13 protein-coding genes are annotated in these 19,711 nt (G+C 67.7%); 8 read left to right on the top strand and 5 right to left on the bottom strand.

The window, feature by feature from the left end:
- Window positions 1-65 precede the first annotated feature (65 nt).
- Window positions 66-1,589, top strand: a complete 1,524-nt coding sequence (locus tag KAQ61_RS09450; protein ID WP_210931636.1) for a sulfatase-like hydrolase/transferase — start codon at window positions 66-68, stop codon at window positions 1,587-1,589.
- A 67-nt stretch (window positions 1,590-1,656) separates the two neighbouring features.
- On the opposite strand, the gene KAQ61_RS09445 is transcribed toward KAQ61_RS09450, so the two are convergent.
- From KAQ61_RS09445 to KAQ61_RS18960, 3 genes are all read right to left on the bottom strand, one after another.
- Entirely contained in the window at window positions 1,657-4,038 is a 2,382-nt protein-coding gene (locus KAQ61_RS09445) for an adenosylcobalamin-dependent ribonucleoside-diphosphate reductase (protein ID WP_210931634.1), read from the bottom strand.
- Between the two features lie 380 nt (window positions 4,039-4,418).
- Window positions 4,419-5,765 carry an amino-acid N-acetyltransferase gene (gene argA, locus KAQ61_RS09440; RefSeq protein ID WP_154163923.1) on the bottom strand — a complete coding sequence of 449 codons (1,347 nt, stop codon included), beginning with the start codon at window positions 5,763-5,765 and terminating at the stop codon, window positions 4,419-4,421.
- A gap of 163 nt (window positions 5,766-5,928) precedes the next feature.
- Window positions 5,929-6,057, bottom strand: coding sequence for a hypothetical protein (locus KAQ61_RS18960; RefSeq protein WP_267970562.1), 129 nt, complete (start codon window positions 6,055-6,057; stop codon window positions 5,929-5,931).
- Between the two features lie 459 nt (window positions 6,058-6,516).
- Here KAQ61_RS18960 and KAQ61_RS09435 point away from each other — a divergent pair, with 459 nt between their 5' ends.
- The 3 genes from KAQ61_RS09435 to phnE all read left to right on the top strand — a co-directional run bounded on the left by KAQ61_RS09435 (window position 6,517) and on the right by phnE (window position 9,905).
- Window positions 6,517-7,398 carry a putative selenate ABC transporter substrate-binding protein gene (locus KAQ61_RS09435; RefSeq protein ID WP_042412857.1) on the top strand — a complete coding sequence of 294 codons (882 nt, stop codon included), beginning with the start codon at window positions 6,517-6,519 and terminating at the stop codon, window positions 7,396-7,398.
- Window positions 7,399-7,530: 132 nt separating this feature from the next.
- Entirely contained in the window at window positions 7,531-8,346 is an 816-nt protein-coding gene (locus tag KAQ61_RS09430; protein WP_210931632.1) for a phosphonate ABC transporter ATP-binding protein, read from the top strand.
- Complete coding sequence (gene phnE / locus KAQ61_RS09425; RefSeq protein ID WP_210931630.1) at window positions 8,346-9,905, top strand: phosphonate ABC transporter, permease protein PhnE; 1,560 nt, start codon at window positions 8,346-8,348, stop codon at window positions 9,903-9,905. The genes KAQ61_RS09430 and phnE overlap by 1 nt, the downstream gene beginning before the upstream one ends.
- A 54-nt stretch (window positions 9,906-9,959) precedes the next feature.
- Here phnE and KAQ61_RS09420 read toward each other — a convergent pair whose 3' ends face one another.
- Complete coding sequence (locus tag KAQ61_RS09420) at window positions 9,960-10,883, bottom strand: alpha/beta fold hydrolase (RefSeq protein ID WP_210931628.1); 924 nt, start codon at window positions 10,881-10,883, stop codon at window positions 9,960-9,962.
- Between the two features lie 177 nt (window positions 10,884-11,060).
- Between KAQ61_RS09420 and KAQ61_RS09415 the strand changes: the two genes are divergently transcribed.
- Together KAQ61_RS09415 and KAQ61_RS09410 are read left to right on the top strand one after the other, a co-directional pair.
- Complete coding sequence (locus tag KAQ61_RS09415; RefSeq protein WP_051519558.1) at window positions 11,061-11,591, top strand: MarR family winged helix-turn-helix transcriptional regulator; 531 nt, start codon at window positions 11,061-11,063, stop codon at window positions 11,589-11,591.
- Window positions 11,588-13,669, top strand: coding sequence for an FUSC family protein (locus tag KAQ61_RS09410; protein ID WP_210931626.1), 2,082 nt, complete (start codon window positions 11,588-11,590; stop codon window positions 13,667-13,669). Before KAQ61_RS09415 ends, KAQ61_RS09410 begins: the two co-directional genes overlap by 4 nt.
- Before the next feature lie 37 nt (window positions 13,670-13,706).
- Here KAQ61_RS09410 and KAQ61_RS09405 read toward each other — a convergent pair whose 3' ends face one another.
- A complete protein-coding gene (locus KAQ61_RS09405; RefSeq protein ID WP_210931624.1) occupies window positions 13,707-14,879 on the bottom strand; it encodes a metallophosphoesterase in 1,173 nt (390 codons plus the stop codon).
- 229 nt (window positions 14,880-15,108) lie between these two features.
- On the opposite strand from KAQ61_RS09405, the gene KAQ61_RS09400 reads away from it, so the two are divergent.
- Window positions 15,109-15,465: a hypothetical protein gene (locus tag KAQ61_RS09400; protein ID WP_210931622.1), complete on the top strand. Its 357-nt coding sequence runs from the start codon at window positions 15,109-15,111 to the stop codon at window positions 15,463-15,465.
- Window positions 15,466-15,651: 186 nt separating this feature from the next.
- Window positions 15,652-19,701 (top strand): ATP-dependent RNA helicase HrpA, encoded by a 4,050-nt coding sequence (gene hrpA / locus KAQ61_RS09395; RefSeq protein WP_210931620.1) that lies wholly within the window; start codon window positions 15,652-15,654, stop codon window positions 19,699-19,701.
- The last annotated feature ends 10 nt before the right edge of the window (window positions 19,702-19,711 follow it).

Genomic DNA, 19,711 nt, shown 5'->3' with positions numbered 1-19,711 from the left:
CGCGGCGGAGTAAGCCAGCCGTGCCCTGCCTGGGGTAAGCTCGCCCGCTTGGATGGTGTAAGCGAATGAAACACAACAAAAAAAATATAGCGCCGGCGCTCATCGCCTGGCTGCTGCTGTTGAGCCCCTGCCTGTTGGAGGGCGTGCATGCGAAATCCCTGGGTCTTTGGCTTCTCGCCGCGGTGCTGTGGGCGCCGTTGCTGCTGCTGCGGCCGGTGCGCTGGCTGCTGGTGCCCGCTGTGTGGCTGCTGGGGCTGGTGAATGTGGTGCACGTGGGCTTCTTTGGCTATCTGGCCGATCAGTTCTTCCTGGCCACGGCGCTGCGCACCACGTCCAGCGAAACCTGGGAGTTCGTGCACACCCTGCCCACGCTGACCGTGGTGATGGCCTTGCTGTGGCTGCTGGGCTCCGGCTGGCTGGGCTGGACGCTGCTGCGCTGGCCCGCGCAGTCGCTGCGCCGCAGCCCGCTGCTGCGTGTCGCCTGCATCGCCAGCACGCTGGTGTGGGGTGGGTTCGCGCTGTATGGCGCCAAGAAGGGCTACGACGGCTGGGGCTACCTGAACAAGCTCGACCGGGTGTACCCGCTGCACATCGTCAAGGCCTACCTGCTGCACCGGCAAATCAATGCGGCCTTGTTCTACAGCCCGCAGCTGCCGGTGCCGCCGTCGCAGCCGGCCCCGGTGCAGACGCTGGTGGTGGTGATCGGCGAAAGCGCCTCGGCCCAGCGCTGGTCGCTGCTGGGCTATGACGGCGGCGACACCAACGCACCCCTGCGTGACATTCCCGGGATCGAGGCCATCCGCGTGATGGCCCAGGGCTCGAACACGGCGGCCGCCTTGCCCTTCATGCTGACGGGCCTGTCGGCCAACGACAGCGTGCAGCAGCAGGCCCCCTCGTTCCTGGATGTGGCGCACCAGGCGGGGTTCAAGACCTTTGTGCTGACCAATTCGCGCTTTTTCGACAGCCAGGAAGACTTCTTTGTGCAGACCCTGCGGCGCTCGGCCGATGTCTACACCAAAGTGGGCGATGGCGGGGACGACGATGCACTGACGGAGCCCTTGCGCCGAGCGCTGCAGGACCCCGCCACGCACAAGCTGGTCGTGCTGCACACCTTCGGCAGCCACCCGGACGTCAAGCACCGCTACCCCGCGGACTACGCCGCGCTGGAAGATGCCTATGACAACTCCCTGCACTACAGCAGCGCCTTGCTCGCCAAGTGGACGCAACTGCTCGACCAGTCCTCCCGCCCGGGCAGTCCCTCCCTGCTGGTCTACAGCAGCGACCACGGGCTGGTGCTGCCACCGTGCAGCGAGGGCTATCGCACGGGCTTGAGCCGCAGCACGCTGGAGGTGCCGCTGCTGGTCTGGCGCAACCCGGCGCTGGTGGCGATGGCCGAGGCGGCCGGCATGCCCCGCTTCAGCGCGCAAGAGCGCGAGACGCCCCTGCATGGCAATTCGATGGTGGCCCAGCTGGTGCGCTGGGGCGTGGGCGATGGGGTAGCACCACTGCACCACGCGCCGCAGGCGCTCCAGTTCCAGGGGCGTGACTGGCAGGCGATTGCCAAAGCGGATCGCTGCTCGCTGGAGTGAGCGTCATCCGTCCATAAAAAAAGGAGGCCAAGGCCTCCTTTTTTCATAGCTGCTTGCGCAGGCTGGATCAGCCGCAAGCGCCGATATAGCCACAGGCGGTGCAGAACGAGCAACCATCCTTCTTGATCACGGCGTGGGCGCCGCAGTCGGGGCACTTCTTGCCGCTCATGGTCTGCGTGGCATCGGCCACAGGCGCTGGTGCAGGGGCCGCGCTGGTGCTGGGGGCGGGCTGGGCCTCACCGCGGTTGGCAATGATGGCCTGCACGGCGTAGGCCAGCAGGGCCACTTCGCTGTCGTGCCACAGTGGCACGCGGCTGCCGTCGGCCTTGTCCATCCAGCCGTAGCGGATGGGGCCACGGTCCCAGGCCACCTTGCGCAGGTCGTCCAGGGCCTTGTCCAGGAAGCCGCCGCGCGCGGCCAGCGACAGCGAGCGCATGGTGGCGGTGATCCACTGCTGGCTCTCACCGGTCTGGCCCACGGGCATGAAGAACTCGATGGGGCGCTCCACGCCGTCCACCAGCATGAAGCTGACCACCAGGTACAGGCGGCGCGCGCCGTCGTGCGTGAAGTACTCGATCTTGTCGACCACGGCGTTCAGCGGGCCTTCGGGGCGGCGTTCCACCACGGCGGCGATGTTGCTGCTGTGGGTGCTGGCCACGGGCTTGGGCGCTTCGGCGGGCTTGGGCGGCTCCACGGACAGCACGGCACCCAGCGTGTCGTTGGGGCGGTAGGTGGCGCAGCCCTTGAGGCCGGCCTTCCAGCTTTCCATGTAGAGGTTCTTGAAGTCCTCGAACGGATAGTCGGCGGGGATGTTCACCGTCTTGGAGATGGCGGTGTCGATGTAGGGCTGGACCACGCGCATCATCGCCACGTGCTCGGCGGCGGTCATTTCCAGCGCGCTGACGAAGGCTTCGGGCAGGGGCGCATCGGCGCCGTGCATGGCCTTGAACACGCGGTAGGCGTGGTCTTCCACGGTGTAGTGGCTGTTGCCGCCATCGGCCGTGCGCTTCTTGCGGTTGTAGGTCCACGAGAAGGGCGGCTCGATGCCGTTGGAGGCGTTGTCGGCAAAGGCCAGCGACACGGTGCCGGTGGGCGCGATCGACAGCAGGTGGCTGTTGCGGATACCGTGGGCACGGATCTCGGCGCGGATGGCTTCGGGCAGGCGCTGGGTGAAGCCGCTGGCCAGGTACTTGTCTGCGTCGAACAGCGGGAAGGCACCCTTTTCCTTGGCCAGTTCGACCGAGGCCAGGTAGGCGGCGTCGCGCATCTGGCGGGCGATTTCTTCGCCCTGCTGCACACCGGCGTCGCTGTTGTACTTCAGGCCCAGCATGATCAGGGCATCGCCCAGACCGGTGAAGCCCACGCCGATGCGGCGCTTTTGCTGCGATTCCTTGTGCTGCTCGGGCAGGGGCCAGACGGTGGCGTCCAGCACGTTGTCCAGCATGCGCACCTGGATGGCGACGGCGGCGCGGAAAGCGTCCACATCGAAACGGGCTTCGGGCGTGAAGGCATCGCGCACGAACTTGGTCAGGATGATAGGGCCCAGGTCGCAGCAACCGTAGGGGGGCAGGGGTTGCTCGCCACAGGGGTTGGTGGCGGCAATCGTCTCTGCGTAGTACAGGTTGTTGTCGTTGTTGATGTTGTCGATGAACAGGATGCCCGGCTCGGCGAAGTCGTAGGCCGACTTCATGATGCTGTCCCACAGTTCGCGCGCCTGCGCGGTGCGGTAGACCCACTTGCCGTCGTCGCGCTGGTAGGCGCCGGCATCGATCTGCAGGTCCGAGGGGGTGGCCACGTGCACCAGCTCCCAGGGGGCATCGTTTTCCACGGCCTGCATGAAGTCGCTGGTCACGCCGACCGAGACGTTGAAGTTGTTCCAGCGGCCCTTCTGGCGCTTGGCGGTGATGAAGTCCAGCACATCGGGGTGGTCGATGCGCATCACGCCCATCTGCGCACCGCGGCGCGCACCGGCGGATTCCACGGTGGTGCACGAAGCGTCGAACACGTCGATGAAGGAGCAGGGGCCCGACGCGTAGGAGTTCGTGCCCTTGACCCGCGCACCCTTGGGGCGCAGGTTGGAGAAGTCATAGCCCACGCCGCCGCCGCGGCGCATGGTTTCCGCGGCCTGCGACAGCGCGGTGTAGATGCCGGGGTTGCCGTTTTCGTCAAAGCCGTTGGTGGCGTCGGCCACGGGCTGCACGAAGCAGTTGATCAGCGTGGCCTTGGTGTCCAGGCCGGCGGCCGCCATGATGCGGCCGGCGCCGATGGCACCGGCTTGCATGTTTTTGAAGAACTTCTCCGCCCACTCGGCGCGCAGCTCCGGCTTTTCTTGGTCTGCCAGAGCCTGGGAGACACGTCGGAACAGGTCTTCGGCGGTGTGTTCGCCGGCAGCCAGGTATTTCTCGGCCAAGACGTCTTGGCTGATCGGTTGGGTGTTCAAAGAAGTCATTGCGTCTTTGCAGTAAGAAGAATGTCGAGACAGTCCTTGCACAAGCAAAAGCCATGCACAGGGAACGAAAAAAAAGAGGCCGGGCGTACTTGGCACGCCCGGCCAGGGGATCGGATTCGGGCCTGGTGGGCCCGGTTGGCGCCAGGGCCAACAAAGGGTGAATTGGAACCCAAAATCCGAGCCTCCGGCATGCGGGCGCTGCAATAGTGGTGCCCTGGTCGGGGGCTATCGCAGCGGTTTCTGCACCGAGCACGGCGCGTATTCTAGTCAGGTTTGGAGTATGAAATTAATAGCAAAAAATCATGTATTCATGAGAATTTTGCTGCTATTTGTTGGCAAGTGCTGTTTAAAATTTTTTACCGTTGATCGGTAAACGTCGGTTACAGCTTCTTGACCAGCACCTGGCTCTTGCGGTCCCAGTTGTACTTGGCCTTGCGCGCTTCTGGCAGCCAGTCCGGGCTGACCGGCTGGAAGCCCCGCTTGATGAACCAGTGCATGGTGCGCGTGGTCAGCACGAACAGGGTGTCGCAGCCCATGATGCGGGCGCGCTGCTCGATGCGTTTGAGCAGCTTTTCGCCATCGCCCGTGCCCTGGGCCTTGGGCGAAACGGTCACGGCGGCCATCTCGGCGGTCTTGGCTTCGAGGTAGGGGTGCAGGGCCGCGCAGCCGAAGATCACGCCGTCGTGCTCGATCACGGTGTAGCTGGCGATGTCGCGCTCGATCTCGGTGCGGTCGCGCTTGACCAGGGTGCCGTCGTTCTCGAAGGGCTCGATCAGCTGGATGATGCCGCCCACGTCGTCGATGGAGGCCTCGCGCAGCTCCTCCAGCTTCTCGTCGATGACCATGGTGCCGATGCCGTCGTGCACATAGATTTCCAGCAGCAGCGCGCCATCGACCGCAAACGGCAGGATGTGGCTACGCTCCACGCCCTGTTCGCAGGCGCGTACGCAGTGCTGCAAGTAAAAGCCCGTGTCCGTGGGCACCTGCGGCGCGGGCAGCTTGGCCAGCAACTGGCGCGCGGCGGCCAGGGGCAGCTCGGTGTCGATGGGGTTGTCATCGCTCTCGGGCGCCATTGGGTCGGTGCGCACGCCAGGCACTTCGGTCAGGAACAGCAGCTTGTCGGCCTTCATCTCGCTGGCCACGCGGGTGGCCACCTCTTCCATGCTGAGGTTGAAGGCCTCGCCCGTGGGCGAGAAGCCGAAGGGCGACAGCAGCACCATGGCCTCCGAGTCCAGGGCGCGGCGGATGCCTTCCACGTCCACCTTGCGCACCAGGCCGGAGTGCATGAAATCCACGCCATTGACGATGCCCACGGGGCGGGCGGTCAGGAAGTTGCCCGACATGACGCGCACCCGGGCGCCGGCCATGGGGGTGTTGGGCAGGCCCTGGCTGAAGGCGGCCTCGATCTCGTAGCGCAGCTGGCCGGCGGCTTCCTGGGCGCAGTCCAGGGCCACGCTGTCGGTCACGCGGGTGCCGTTGTAGTACTGCGGCTCCTGGCCCTTGAGGCGCAACTGCTCGTTCACCTGGGGGCGAAAGCCGTGCACCAGCACCAGCTTGACGCCCATGGCCTGGATCAGCGCCAGGTCCTGCACGATGCCTTGCAGCTTGCCGGCGGCAATCGCCTCGCCCGTGATGCCCACCACAAAGGTTTGGTGTCGGAACTTGTGGATGTACGGGGCCACAGACCGGAACCAGGGAACAAAGGTGAAGTTGAAGACAGTGGACATGGGCGGCGGGAAAGCAGGCGTCAGAAGGGAAAAAAGGCTTGTCATTCCGTGGGGAATGCAAGCCAGTGCGAAGTGTAGCCGCGTGGATCAGGGTGCAGCGCTTTTTTGCGAGCGTGGGAGGATCGTGGATGGCGAAGCGTGCCGGCGTGCCGCGCCGCTGTGTTCAGGATGCACGCAGGAACCACAGGGCCACCGAGGTGGCAAAGCCTGCCAGACCTGCGAGCAGCAGCAGGGGGCTGCCGTAATACACCACCGCCTGGAGCAGGGGGTGCAGGGCGTCGAACTCGGTCATTGCGGCCTCCTTGCAGAAAGCTGGAATCACTTCATCTTCCACCGCCGGGGCCGCAGCGCGCGGCGCCCGGTCTGAAGCCATGGTTCCACGAAGCGCGTGCCGGGGGAAGGGGGGCAGGCTAAAACCCTGGTGTTGTCAGGGTGTCCTGCTGCTTTTCAAAAAAGAGAGCTTGATGCGCTGAATTCATCTTGGTTTGGCAAACAATTGGCTGTCAAAGCCTTGATTTCTATGCGCTGAGCGCTTTGATTGCCATAGCGCTGTGCCGGGCAGGACCGGCTGATGGTGCAGCGGTCTGCTGCGGCAACTGGCTTGACGGCGCTCAAGCCTGGCCCATGGGTGCGAGAATTCCGCCCAGCGGTCTGTCGTACCGCCCTTGCACCGAGGGTGCCCAGCGTGCTGGAGCACCGATTAAACCGCCGAGCAATTCCGTCCGGCGGTGGCTTTTGAAACGGAAACCACATGTCCATCTCTTCCCCACGCCGCTTGGTGATCAAGCAGGCGCTGCTTGCCGTGGCCGCCACTTCCGCGTTGGCCTCCTTCTCCACCTCCGCCGCCGAACAGGTGCTGCGCGTGTCGGCCATCCCCGACGAGGCCCCCACCGAACTGCAGCGCAAGTTCAAGCCCCTGGGCGAGTACCTGTCGCAGGAAACCGGCATGAAGGTCGTGTTCACCCCCGTGAGCGACTACGCCGCCGTGGTCGAATCGCTGGCCACCGGCAAGCTGGACATGGCCTGGCTGGGCGGCTTCACCTACGTGCAGGCCAAGATCCGCACCAAGGGCACGGCCAACCCCATCGTGCAGCGTGCCGAGGATGCGGTGTTCACCTCGCGCTTCATCACGGCCGATCCGTCGATCAAGACCCTGGAAGACCTGAAGGGCAAGACCTTCGCCTTTGGCGCGCCTTCGTCCACCTCGGGCAGCCTGATGCCCCGCTACTTCATCCAGAAGGCCGGCATCAACCCCGAGAAGGATTTCAAGAACGTGGCCTACTCCGGTGCGCACGATGCCACCGTGGCCTTCGTGGCCGCCGGCAAGGCCGACGCGGGCGTGTTGAACACCTCGGTGTGGGACAAGCTGGTCGAGACCAAGAAGGTCGACCCCGCCAAGGTGCGCGTGTTCCACACCACGCCCGAGTACTTTGACTACAACTGGACCGTGCGCGGCGACCTGGACCCCGCCATCACCAAGAAGCTGACCGAGGCCTTCCTGAAGCTGGACCCCGCCAAGCCCGAGCACAAGGCCATCATGGACCTGCAGCGCGCCTCCAAGTTCATCCCCTCCAAGCCCGAGAACTACGTGGGCATCGAAGAGGCCGCCAAGGCCGCAGGCCTGCTGAAGTAAGCCAGTGGCCGCAGCGCCGCCGCGTGGCCTGCCCGGTGCAGGCACGCGGCGGTGTGCTGCGCATATTCAGCAAAATTGGCTGGCAGCGCGCATCCATGTTGCGCTGACAGCTACAGTTTGCAGAGCATCTGTATGAGTTTTTCATTGCATGGCCTGGGCTTGGCCCATGCCAACGGCCATGTCGCCCTGGCGGACATCGACCTGCAGGCGCAGCAGGGCGAAAGCATCGCCCTGATCGGCCCCTCCGGCGCGGGCAAGACCAGCCTGCTGAACACCATTGGCACGGCGCTGCAGCCCACGGCGGGGCAGCTGACCGTGCTGCAGCAGCCGGCCTGGGCGTCCGCCGCCGCGCTGCGCGCCTTGCGCGCACGGATTGGCACCGTGCACCAGTCCGCCCCGATTCCGCCGCGCCAGCGCGTGGTGACCGCCGTGCTGGCGGGCAAGCTGGGCCAGTGGCCGGCGTGGAAGTCGCTGGCTTCGCTGCTTTACCCCCAGGACCTGCCCGGCGCGCGCCAAGCGCTGGAGCGCGTGCACCTGGCCGACAAATTGTTCGTGCGCTGCGACCAGCTGTCCGGCGGGCAGCTGCAGCGTGTCGGCATCGCCCGCGTGCTGTACCAAGAGGCGCAACTGATCCTGGCGGACGAGCCGGTGTCGGCCCTGGACCCCACGCTGGCCCTGGACACCGTGCAACTGCTGGTGCAGGAAGCCAAGGCCCGCAACGCCACCCTGGTGGCCAGCCTGCACGCGGTGGAGCTGGCGCAGCAGTGCTTCGAGCGCCTGGTGGGCATCCGCGGTGGGCGCATCGTGTTTGATCTGCCGGCCCGCCAGGTCACGCCGGCCCAGTTGCAGGCCTTGTACGCCGCCGAGGGCCTGCAGGCGCCGCCGCCACAGGACCTGCCACCCACCGCGGCCGCCAGCACGCTGGCGGCGGTGCGCAGGGGGTGCTGATGCGGGCGCTGCAACGGCCTTTGTCCGACCCGGCGGCGCGGCCCCGCCTGTGGGGCCTGCTGGTGGCCCTGGCCGTGCTGTGGCCCCTGTGGCAGGGCGCCGGCGTGCAGCCGGGGGCCTTGTTCGACCCCAACAACCTGCACGTCATCGGCGGCTTTCTGGCGGGCTTCTTGCCGCCGGACACCAGCGCCGAGTTTGGCGGCTATCTGTGGCAAGCCACGCTGGAGACGCTGGCGATCGCCACCATCGGTCTGCTGCTGGCCTTTGTGCTGGCCGTGCCGCTGTCGTACTGGGCCACCAGCGCCGTCCGCGAAAAAGCCACGCAAAACCCCATGGTCCGCGCCATCCTGACCATCCTGCGCGGCATTCCCGAGCTGGTGTGGGCGCTGGTCTTCGTGCGCGTGTTTGGCCTGGGGCCGACCGCCGGGGTGCTGGCCCTGGGGCTGACCTATGGCGGCATGCTGGGCAAGGTCTATGCCGAAATCCTGGAAAGTGAGGACGGCACCGCTGCCCGGGCCCTGGTGCGCAGCGGCAGTCCGCGCGCCCTGGCGGTGCTGTACGGGGTGCTGCCCCTGGCCTCCAAGGAACTGGTGTCCTACACCGTCTACCGCTGGGAATGCGCCATCCGCGCGTCCGTGGTCATGGGCTTTGTGGGCGCCGGCGGCCTGGGTCAGCTGATGGACCAGGCGATGAAGATGCTCAACGGCGGTGAGGCCTGCTCCATCCTGCTGGTGTTCGTGCTGCTGGTGCTGGGCGCGGATGCGTTGTCGAATGGCTTGCGCCGGGCCCTGGATGCGACGCCTGCGCCCCGCGCGGCGCCCTGGGGCAGGCGCAGCGCGGCGGTGCTGCTGGCCGTGTCGGCCGCCATCGTGGCCAGCTGGCAATTGTTGGGCATGGACTGGTCGCAGCTGTTCACCGGCCAGGCGGCCGCCGCGGTGAGGGACTTCGTCACCGGCTTCTTCCCACCGGACACCAGCGCAGCCTGGCTGTGGGCCGTGCTGGTGGGCATTGGCGAGACGCTGGCGATCTCGGTGGTGGGCACGCTGCTGGCGGCCGTTGCCGGCCTGTTGCTGGCCCTGCCCAGGTTCCGCGCGCCGTGGAACGTGGTGCTGAACCTGCTGCGCTCCGTGCCGGAGCTGGTGTGGGCCACCATCACCGCCCTGGCCGTCGGGCTGGGTCCGTTTGCTGGGGCCCTGGCCCTGGCTTTGCACACGGCCGGGGTGCTGGGGCGGCTGTATGCCGAAGCGCTGGAGAACGCCCCGCCGCAACCGGCCGAGGCCTTGCGCCGGACTGGTAGCGGGCGGGTGTTGGCCTTTCTGTACGGCACCTTGCCCGGTGCGGCGCCGCAATTGCTGGCCTACACCCTGTACCGCTGGGAAATGAACATCCGCATGGCTGCCATCCTGGGATTTGTCGGCGCCGGGGGGCTGGGGCAGCTGCTGTACGTCAAGCTGTCGCTGTTCCACTACGCCGAAGCCAGCACGGTGATCCTGGCCATGCTGGCGCTGTCGGTGGTGGTGGATCAGACCAGCGCCTGGTTGCGCCGCGCCATGCGCTGAGGGGCGCGCTGTCCAGGCTTGCAAGGCGCTGCTGGCAGCGCCTTTTTTTTCGTGTCAGCGTTGGGCATCGCGCACATGCGGCACGATCAGCTCCAGCAGCGCCGGGGTGATGGCGGCATCCAGCTGGTGCCGCATGCCGACCAGGGTGTGCAGTTGCGCCCCCGAGATGGCGCGCGCCGTGGCCTCACCGCCGCTGGGGTGGACGATGTAGTCGCGGTCACCGTGCAGCACCAGGGTCGGGGCCTGGATGCGGTGCAGCAGGCCGGTGCGGTCGCCGGAGGCCACGATGGCGGTGACCTGGCGTTCGTAGCCCTGCAGCGACAGCTCGGGCGTGGTGCGCTGCCAGGCCAGGGCCATGTGCTGGCGCCACAAGGCCTCGACGCCGGGCACCTCGGGGTTGCCGATGTGGCGCATCAGCTGCACGAACTTGTCCTGCGCCTGCGGCAGGGTCCAGGCGGGCCGGTTGGTCAGCATGCGCCAGATGGTCGACGCGGCGGGCTTGCCCACCTGCTTGTTGCCGGTGGTGGAGAAGATGGAGGTCAGCGACAGCACGCGCTGCGGGGCCTGCGCGGCCACGTTCTGGGCAATCATGCCGCCCATGGACATGCCCAGCACATGCGCCTGCTCGGCCCCCAGGTGGTCCAGCAGGGCGATCACGTCGTTGGCCATGTCGCTGATCAGGTAGTGCCCGCTGGGGATGCGGTCCAGCAGCAGCCGCCAGCGCGCCGGCGGGGTCTGCGGCAGGTAGCTGGAGCGGCCCATGTCCCGGTTGTCCAGCGTGATGACGAACAGGCCCTCGGCCACCAGACCGTCGATCAGGGCCTGGGGCCAGGACACCAGTTGCAGGCCCAGGCCGGCAATCAGCACGATGGGTGGGTGATCGGGGTGTCCATAGGTGCGAAAGCACAGTTGCAGGCCATTCGGCAGATCGGCGAAACGGTCCAGCGCGGGATCGGCCGGGGGCAGGTGGTGGTTCATGGGCCAGGGCAGCGTCCAACAAAGCCGCCAGTGTCGCGGCAACGGCGTGCGAACTCAAGCCGTGCACGGTGCCCACGCCCTGGCGCGCGCAGGGGCTTGCAGACAGGCGCTGCATGCGCAAGAGCAGTTTTCTAAAATAGTTGGCATTGCAAATCATTTATCTTGCAAAGAGTCTGCATGAACCTATCTGATGCCACGATGAACTGCCAGCCGCCGTCCTGCGACGCTGCCGATGCGCCGCAAGCGGTGCCGTTTTTTGGTCATTTGCTGGTCAGTGTGAGCCACCACTGGCGCCGTGTGCTGGAGATGCGCCTGGCGGAGCTGGGCTTGACCGATGCCACCTGGCGCCCGCTGTTTCACCTGCACCAGGCCGGCCAGGCGCTGAGCCTCAAGCAACTGGCGCAGCGCATGGGCCTGGACAGTTCCAGCCTGGTGCGCGTGGTGGACCTGCTGGAAGACCGGGGCCTGGTGCTGCGGGTCACCGATGCGGCCGATCGCCGCAGCAAGCAATTGCTGCTGACCGCCGATGGGCAGGCCATGGTGGCCGACGTGCACGGCAAGCTGCAGCGGGTGGAGCAGCAACTGCTGGAAGGCCTGCCCGCCTCGGCGGTGCAGGCCCTGGTGGCCGGACTGCTGCAACTGGACCGGCGCCTGGTGCAGGCGTCGCAGCCCCCAGCGGTCGGCACGTGCGATCCGGAGGCACCATGAGCGCATCCACCGCCACCACCTGGGCGCGGGCCCTGGGCTTTCACACCCCGGTGCTGGCGTTTGCCCTGCGCACGGCCCTGGCGGCCTTCGCCGCGTTGCTGCTGGCCTATGCCCTGGGGCTGGAGCACCCGCACTGGGCGGCCATGTCGGCCTGGGCCTGCAGCCAGCCGATGCGTGAGCATTTGCTGTCGCGCGGCATCTACCGCTTCGCCGGTTCGGTGGTCGGCGTGGCATTCGCCGTGGGCCTGGTGCTGCTGGCGCAGGAGTCGATCTGGGTGCTGGCCCTGGGCCTGGCCGCATGGAGCGCGCTGTGTGCCTTCCTGGGCAACCTGCAGCGCGGCTACATGGCCTACGGCTGCATGCTGGCGGGCTACTCGGCGGCCATGGTGATCTTGCTGCACGTGGGGCCCGTGGCTGCGATCTGGCCGTTTGCCTGGGACCGTCTGCTGACCGTGGTGACCGGGGTGCTGACCGCCGTGTGCATTTCCTGGTGCTTCGCCCCCCGGCGTCGCACCGCCGTGCTGATTGCCCAAAGCCGCCATGCGCTGGCCGGTGTGCTGCAGGCAGCCATCGCTCCGCTGCGCCCGCACGCCGCGCCTGCGCCGGCCCCGATGGCCGCGCTGCTCAGCCGTCTGGCCGAGGTGGAGGAGTTGCTGGAGCTGTACCCCGAAGGATCGCGCACGGCCCGCCACACCTCCAGGGCCATGCACTGGCAGCAGCACAGTGCCCTGGATCTGGTCTACCACCTGGGGCTGCTGCAGCGCGTCGAGATGGCGGTGGACCTTGCCCCTGAGGGCCCGGCAGAGCAGCTGGTCCAGGCGCTGGAGTCGCTCGTGCAGGCGTTGCAGGCCGCGCCCGAGTCCCAGCAGGCCCAGGCCTTGCGCCAGTGCTTGCAACAGGCGATTGCGGCCTGCGAAGCGGCGGTGGCCGCCGTGCAGGCAGCCGGGCAGGCCGTCCCGGAGGTGCTGCATGCCCTGTACCTGCTGCTGCAGGCCATGCACAGTGGCTGGGAGGCCGAGCAACGGGATCTGCAAGGCCGGCACCGACCTGTGGCCCACGAGCGGCGCATGGCACCCTTGCCGCTGCACCGCGACTGGGTGGGTGCGCGCCAGGCGGCCGTGCGCGCGGGCGGCACCTTGTTGCTGCTGGGCATGGTGTGGGCGCTCACGGAATGGCGCCTGGTGGCCTTTGGCATGCTGGGCCTGTCGGTCATGCTGCTGGTGTTTTCGGGCTTCGAGAGCCCGCACCGCACCATGGCCTTCGTGCTGCGGGGGCAGTTGATCGGCGCCGCCCTGGCGCTGCTGTGCCAGACCCTGGTCTGGCCCTGGGCCCAGTCGGGCTGGCAGATGGTGTGGATGCTGTTGCCGTTTGCCCTGCTGGGCGGGCTGGTGTTTGCCCACCAGCGCACGGCGGCGGGCGCCATGGACACCAACATGGCCATGTTCATCCTGCTGGCGCCGGTGTTTCCGCAAACCGGGGGGTGGACCCAGCACCTGAGCATGGCGCTGGCCGTGGTGTCCGGGCCGGCCCTGGCCTGGCTGGTGTACCGCGGGGTCTATCCCACCAATGCCCAGCGGCGCCTGCACACCCTGGCGCGCATGATGCTGGCCGAGGTGCCGGCCCTGGCGCGCCGCCTGCTGGAAGAAGGGCGGCCCGCCCTGTGGCCGGGCGGCTCTGCCGCCGCTGCGCTTTGGCAGGCCCAGTTGCACCACCGCCTGCTGCGGCTGGTGCGCTGGGCGGACAAGACGCAGTGGCCCGCGCGCGGGCAGCTGCACGATCTAGGGCTGTCACTGCGCGCCATGCAGACCGCGCTGCTGCAGCTGCAGCAGTGGCGCCGCGACACCATCCTGGCCACCTCGGCCTTGCGCCGCACTGAGCGGCTGGCGGTGCTGGCCCTGCAACGCACGGCAGCCTGGGGGGGCGTTGCGCGCGCCCCCCGGCAGCAGGTGCGGCTGCAGGCCGCATGGCGGGCCTTGTCGGCCCAGCCCGGGTTGCCGCCGGAGCTGGCGGCCCAGGCGCTGCAGGTGGCGCAGCGGGATATTCCGGCGCTGGAAGCCCTGCGCCAGCAGCTGCCGTGATGGCCGCCTGCGCGGCGCGCGGGTTTTGGCGCAGGTCTTACGGCGCCGCGCGGCGCAGCACCAGCACGTCGATCGAGGACGGCACGCCCAGGCGCACGGCAAATCCCGGCCACAGGCCGGCGCCGCTGCTGACGAACAGGCGCATGGCGCCCACCTCGTAGAGACCGCGCACAAAGCCATCGTTGGCCGGTGCCACGATCCACTGGTCCATGCCCCGGATGTGGCCGCCATGGGTGTGGCCGGCGATCTGCAGGTCGATGCCGTGGGGCGCATAGCTGCGGGCCATCTTGGGTTGGTGGCCCAGCAGGATGTGCAGCTCGGCGCCACCGGCCTGCGCCTGGCGGGCCACCGTTACCACATCGGGCGGCACGCCTTCGGCCACCTGCGGGTCGGCATTCTGCTGCGACAGGCGGCCGTAGGCCGGATCGCCGACGCCCGAGATCGCCAGCCTGTGCCCGCGCACGTCCAGCACCCGGGCCTCGTTGGCCAGGTAATTCAGGTTCAGGCGCTGGAACACGCGGGCCCAGGCGTCATAGCCGCTGTAGTACTCGTGGTTGCCGGGGGCCGACCACACGCCCAGCGGGGCCTGCAAGCCCGCCAGCGGCGCGATGTTGCCGGACTGCGTGGGCGCATCGCCATCGATCAGGTCGCCGGGTAGCACCACCATGTCCGGCCGCGCGGCGTTGGTGCGCTCCACCAGCCCTTGCACATAGGTGGCGTCGTTGACGGGTGTGGCGTGGATGTCGGCCAGCACGGCAATGCGCAGGCCGTCCAGGGCTGCCGGCAGGCGGGGCAGGGTAACCGTGTGCTCACGCACTTCGGGCAGCCGCGTGCCCTGGATGGTGCCGTAGGTGCTCAGCAGCACCAGGGCGACCATGCCCGTGGCCGTCCAGCGTGGCCGGCGCCAGGGCGCTGCGCTGCGGGGGCCGCGCCAGGCCCGCACGGCCAGCCACAGCAGGTCGCGCGCGATGCACAGCACCAGCCCCAGTGCGATGGCCGCGAACAAGGTGCCGCTGACCAGCTGCAGGTGCGACAGCAGGCCGAAATCCAGCACTTCGTTGCGCATGGCATAGATCAGCAGCGCGGGGGCGGTGCCCAGCACGGTGGTGATGGCCACGCACCACCAGAACGCACGGCGGTGGGACGGAATCAGTGGAGACCAGAGCCAGAGGGACAGCAGGGGCGCCAGCAGCGCAAGCAAAGAAACCATATCGAGCAGAGAAGGTGCCGCACACGGGCAGGGGATGGGGGTGCCCGCAGACACGGGCTGCAACCAGCATAGCAAGCCGATGTTGCCGCCAGATGGCTGGGCTTAGACCCTGTAAGGAAATGCGTGTGGCGTCTTGTCCGACAGGCATGCAAGGCGTGCAGGAAGGATGGGCGGCGTGGTCATCCCCAGAATGGGTCACCCACAACGCAACGACATCAGGAGGTTATGCATGCGATCACGAATCTGGATCCTCACCGGCTGCGCCCTGGCCGCCGCCACCCTGTCCACGGCGGCCCTGGCGGATGTGGGCTGGGGCGCTGGCCTGACCTGGACCTTTGGCGGGCCCAAGCCCGTCTCCGGCCCGGCGCTGGGCGTCAAGATGTTCTCCACCGACAAGGAGGACAAGGCCGCGGCGACGCTGGGCGTGGATTACTCCTTCGCCGACCGCAGCCTGCGCCCGAACGTGGGTGTGGCCTATCTGGGCAAGGACAACATCTACCTGGGCGGTGATGTTGGTTACTCCTTCGGCCAGCAGGGCCTGAACTTCGGCCTGGGCGCGGGCTACGTGGACACCCGCAAGAAATAAGCGCGCAGGCACCGCGCCCCGGCAGTGGGGGCACGCGGTCCTCGTAGCCGCCGCAGTCGAAGGGTGGGTATGACTGGAAGGCGTGCCCCCTCTCCGTACCGACCTGGCCCTGCCTGACCCGCAGGGCCTTTGTTTTGCCGCGCTGGCCTGCAGCGCCGGGGCAGTACGGGGATAATTGCGCCCCTTATGTCCTTGAAGATCACCTTTCCCGAGTCACTCCCAGTCTCCAGCCGCCGCGCCGAAATCATGGAGGCCATGGAGCGCCACCAGGTCATCATCGTCTGTGGCGAGACCGGCTCGGGCAAGACCACGCAGTTGCCCAAGATTGCCCTGGCGCTGGGGCGGGGCAAGCTGAATGCGCAGCCCGATGCCCACGGCCAGGTGCGCGGCCACCTGATCGGCCACACGCAGCCGCGCCGGATTGCGGCCAGCTCCGTGGCCAAGCGCATTGCCGAGGAACTGAACACCCCGCTGGGCGAGGTGGTGGGCTACAAGGTGCGCTTCCAGGACACGCTGCAAAAGGGCGCATCGGTCAAACTGATGACGGACGGCATCTTGCTGGCCGAGACGCAGACCGACCCCTTGCTGCGCGCCTACGACACGCTGATCATCGACGAGGCGCACGAACGCAGCCTGAACATCGACTTCCTGCTGGGCTACCTCAAGCAGATCCTGCCCAAGCGCCCGGACCTGAAGGTGGTGGTGACCTCGGCCACCATCGACGCTGACCGCTTTGCCAAGCACTTCGAAAGCGCCCAGGGGCCTGCGCCGGTGATCATGGTCTCGGGCCGCACCTACCCGGTGGAGATGCGCTGGCGGCCCTTCGAGGAAAAGAAGGACTACGACCTGCACGACGCCATCGCCGAGGGCGTGGACGAGCTGTGGCAGGGTGGCGCAGGGGGCGACATCCTGGTCTTCCTGCCGGGCGAGCGCGAGATCCGCGAGGCCGCCGACCACCTGCGCAAGCACCTGCAGAACTACCCGGCGTTGCGCAGTGCCGAGGTGCTGCCGCTGTTCTCGCGCCTGTCGCAGGCCGAGCAGGACCGCATCTTTGATGGCCACACTGGTCGGCGCATCGTGCTGGCCACCAACGTGGCCGAAACTTCGCTCACGGTACCCGGCATCCGATACGTGATTGACGCAGGCACGGCGCGCGTCAAGCGCTATTCCTTCCGTAGCAAAGTGGAGCAGTTGCTGGTCGAGCCCATCAGCCAGGCGGCCGCCAACCAGCGCGCCGGCCGTTGCGGCCGCGTGGCCCACGGCATCTGCATCCGCCTGTACGACGAGGCCGATTTCACCAGCCGCGCCCGCTTCACCGACCCGGAAATCCTGCGCAGCTCGCTGGCCGGTGTGATCCTGCGCATGAAGTCGCTGGGCCTGGGCGATGTGGTGAACTTCCCGTTCCTGGAAGCGCCCTCGGGCCGCGCCATTGCCGACGGCTACCAGCTGCTGGCCGAGCTGGGCGCGGTGGACGAACGCGGCCACCTGCTGCCCATGGGCCAGGAGCTGGCCCGCCTGCCGCTGGACCCGCGCGTGGGGCGCATGATTCTGGAGGCGCGTGCGCGCGGTGCCGTGGCCGAGGTGCTGGTGATTGCCTCGGCCCTGTCGGTGCAGGACGTGCGCGACCGGCCGCTGGAAGCCCAGCAGCAGGCCGACCAGCAGCATGCCAAGTTCGATGACGAGAAAAGCGAGTTCACCGGCTACCTGCGCCTGTGGAAATGGCTGCAGGACGCGCGCGGCGGCAAGGTGGTGGCCAAGACGCGCGCGGAGATGGCGGCGCAGCACAAGCCCGCGGCCAAGCCTTCGGCGCGCAACCAGGCCTTTCTGCCGGTCAGCCAGCGCGCCAGCGGCGCGCAGCCCGAGGGCACGGTGGAGGAGCGGCTGGCGCTGTTCAACCCATCCGAAACGGTGGAGGACGCCACGCACAAGCTCAGCAACCGCCAGTGGGAACAGTTGCTGCGCCAGAACTACATCAACATCCGCCGCGTGCGCGAGTGGCGCGACATCCATTCCCAGCTGCTGACGGTGGTCAAGGAGCACCGCTGGCAGATCAACACCGAGGCCGCCGGCTACGACGCCGTGCACCTGTCCATGCTGTCCGGTCTGCTGGGCAACATCGGCTACAAGGGCGAGGAGAGCGATGCCTACCTGGGCGCGCACGGCATCAAGTTCCACCCGCACCCCGGCGCCCACCTGAGCAAGAAGCCCGGGCGCTGGATCGTGGCGGCCGAGCAGGTCGAGACCTCGCGCCTGTATGGCCGCGGCATTGCCGCGATTGAGCCGCAGTGGCTGGAAGAGGTGGGCGCGCACCTGCTGAAAAAGCAGCTGCTGGACCCACACTGGTCCAAGAAGCAGGCCGACGTGGTGGCGCTGGAGCGCGCCACGCTCTACGGCCTGGTGGTCTACAGCGGCCGCCGCGTCAGCTACGGCCGGGTCGATCCCGATGCGGCGCGCACCCAGTTCATCCGCCAGGCGCTGGTGGAGGGCGAGTGGGACACGCACTGGCACTTCCTGGCCGCCAACCTCAAGCTGGTGCGCAAGGTCGAGGAGCTGGAGCACAAGAGCCGCCGCCAGGACGTGCTGGTGGACGACGAGCTGATCTTCGCCTTCTACGACCAGCACCTGCCGCGCGATGTGTATAGCGGCGCCACCTTCGACCAGTGGTTCCGCGCCGCGGGCAAGGGCCAGCCGGAGCTGCTGCGCCTGTCCAGGGACGAGCTGATGCGCCACGAGGCCGCCGGCATCACCACCGACAACTTCCCCAAGGTGGTCAAGCTGGGCGGTGTGGACTGCAGCGCGGCCTACCTGCACAGCCCCGGCGATGCGCGCGATGGCGTCACCGTCACCGTGCCGCTGTTCGTGCTCAACCAAGTGTCCGAGGAGCGCGCCGAGTGGCTGGTGCCCGGCATGCTCAAGGACAAGATCCAGGCCCTGCTCAAGAGCCTGCCGCAGCGCCCGCGCAGCCGTTTCGTGCCGCTGCCCGAGAACGCGGCGCGCCTGGCCGAGCTGTTCACGCAGTCCGAGCGCTGGGCCAAGGGCGGGCTGATCGAGGCCCTGCTCAAGCAGGTGCGCGACGAGACCTCGCTGGACGTCAAGCGCGCCGACTTCAAGCTGGACATGCTCAGCCCGCACCTGTTCATGAACTTCCGCGTGATCGACGAGCACGGCCGCCAGCTGGGCCAGGGCCGCAACCTGGCTTCCCTCAAGGCCGAGTGGGGCGCCAAGGCGCGCGGCGCCTTCCAGGCGCTGGCGGCGCTCAAGGTCAGCAGCACCGTCGAGGTGCCCAAGCCTTTAGAGCAAAAACAGCCTCCAGCGCAGGGGGGGAAAGCACAGGCAGCTCCTAAAAACGACAAGACCGCACCGCCCAAGTCGCCGGCCCAGAAGGCCGAGCAGCGCTACACCGCCTGGAGCTTTGGCGAGCTGCCCGAGCTGATGGAGATCAGCAAGGGCAGCACCACCCTGATCGGCTTTCCCGCGCTGATCGACCATGGCAGCGAGGTCGGCATCGAGGTGTTCGACGAGCCCGAGGTGGCAGCCGCCCGCCACCGCGTGGGCCTGCGCCGCCTGTTTGCGCTGCAGATCAAGGACGCGCTCAAGTACCTGGAAAAGAACATCCCCGACCTGCAGAAGATGGCCGTGGCCTACATGCCGCTGGGCACGCAGGAGGAGCTGCGCGCCCAGATCATCGATGTGGCGATCGACCGCGCCTTCCTGCAGGAGCCCCTGCCCGCGAATGCGGCGGATTTCCAGCAGCGCGTGCAGGACGGGCGCGGGCGCCTGACCCTGATCGCCAACGAGGTGGCCCGCATGGCCGGCACCATCCTGACCGAGTACGCCGCTGCGGCGCGCAAGATCAAGGACACAAAAAATGCCCCGGAAGCCACGAAGGACGCGGGTGAGCAGCTACAAAAGCTGATGCCTAAGAACTTCATCGCCGTGGCCCCCTGGGCGCAGCTGGGGCATTACGCGCGCTACCTCAAGGCCATCACCACACGCCTGGACAAGTACCGTGCCGATCCGGCGCGCGATGCCGCCAAGCTCAAGGAACTGCAGCCGCTGGAGCAGCGCTACTGGCGCCTGGTGGCCGAGCGCAAGGGCCAGGTGGATGCGCGCATGCAGGAGTACCGCTGGATGCTGGAGGAGCTGCGCGTGAGCTTTTTCGCGCAGGAGCTGCGCACGCCGTACCCGGTCAGTGCCAAGCGCCTGGACAAGGTCTGGGGCCAGCTGCAGCAGTGAACGGGGGCGG

Source organism: Comamonas aquatica, from assembly GCF_018064205.1.
Taxonomy (GTDB): Bacteria; Pseudomonadota; Gammaproteobacteria; order Burkholderiales; family Burkholderiaceae_C; genus Comamonas; species Comamonas aquatica.
The sequence above is the reverse complement of the archived record's forward strand: the minus strand, read 5'-3'. Positions and strand labels throughout refer to the sequence as shown.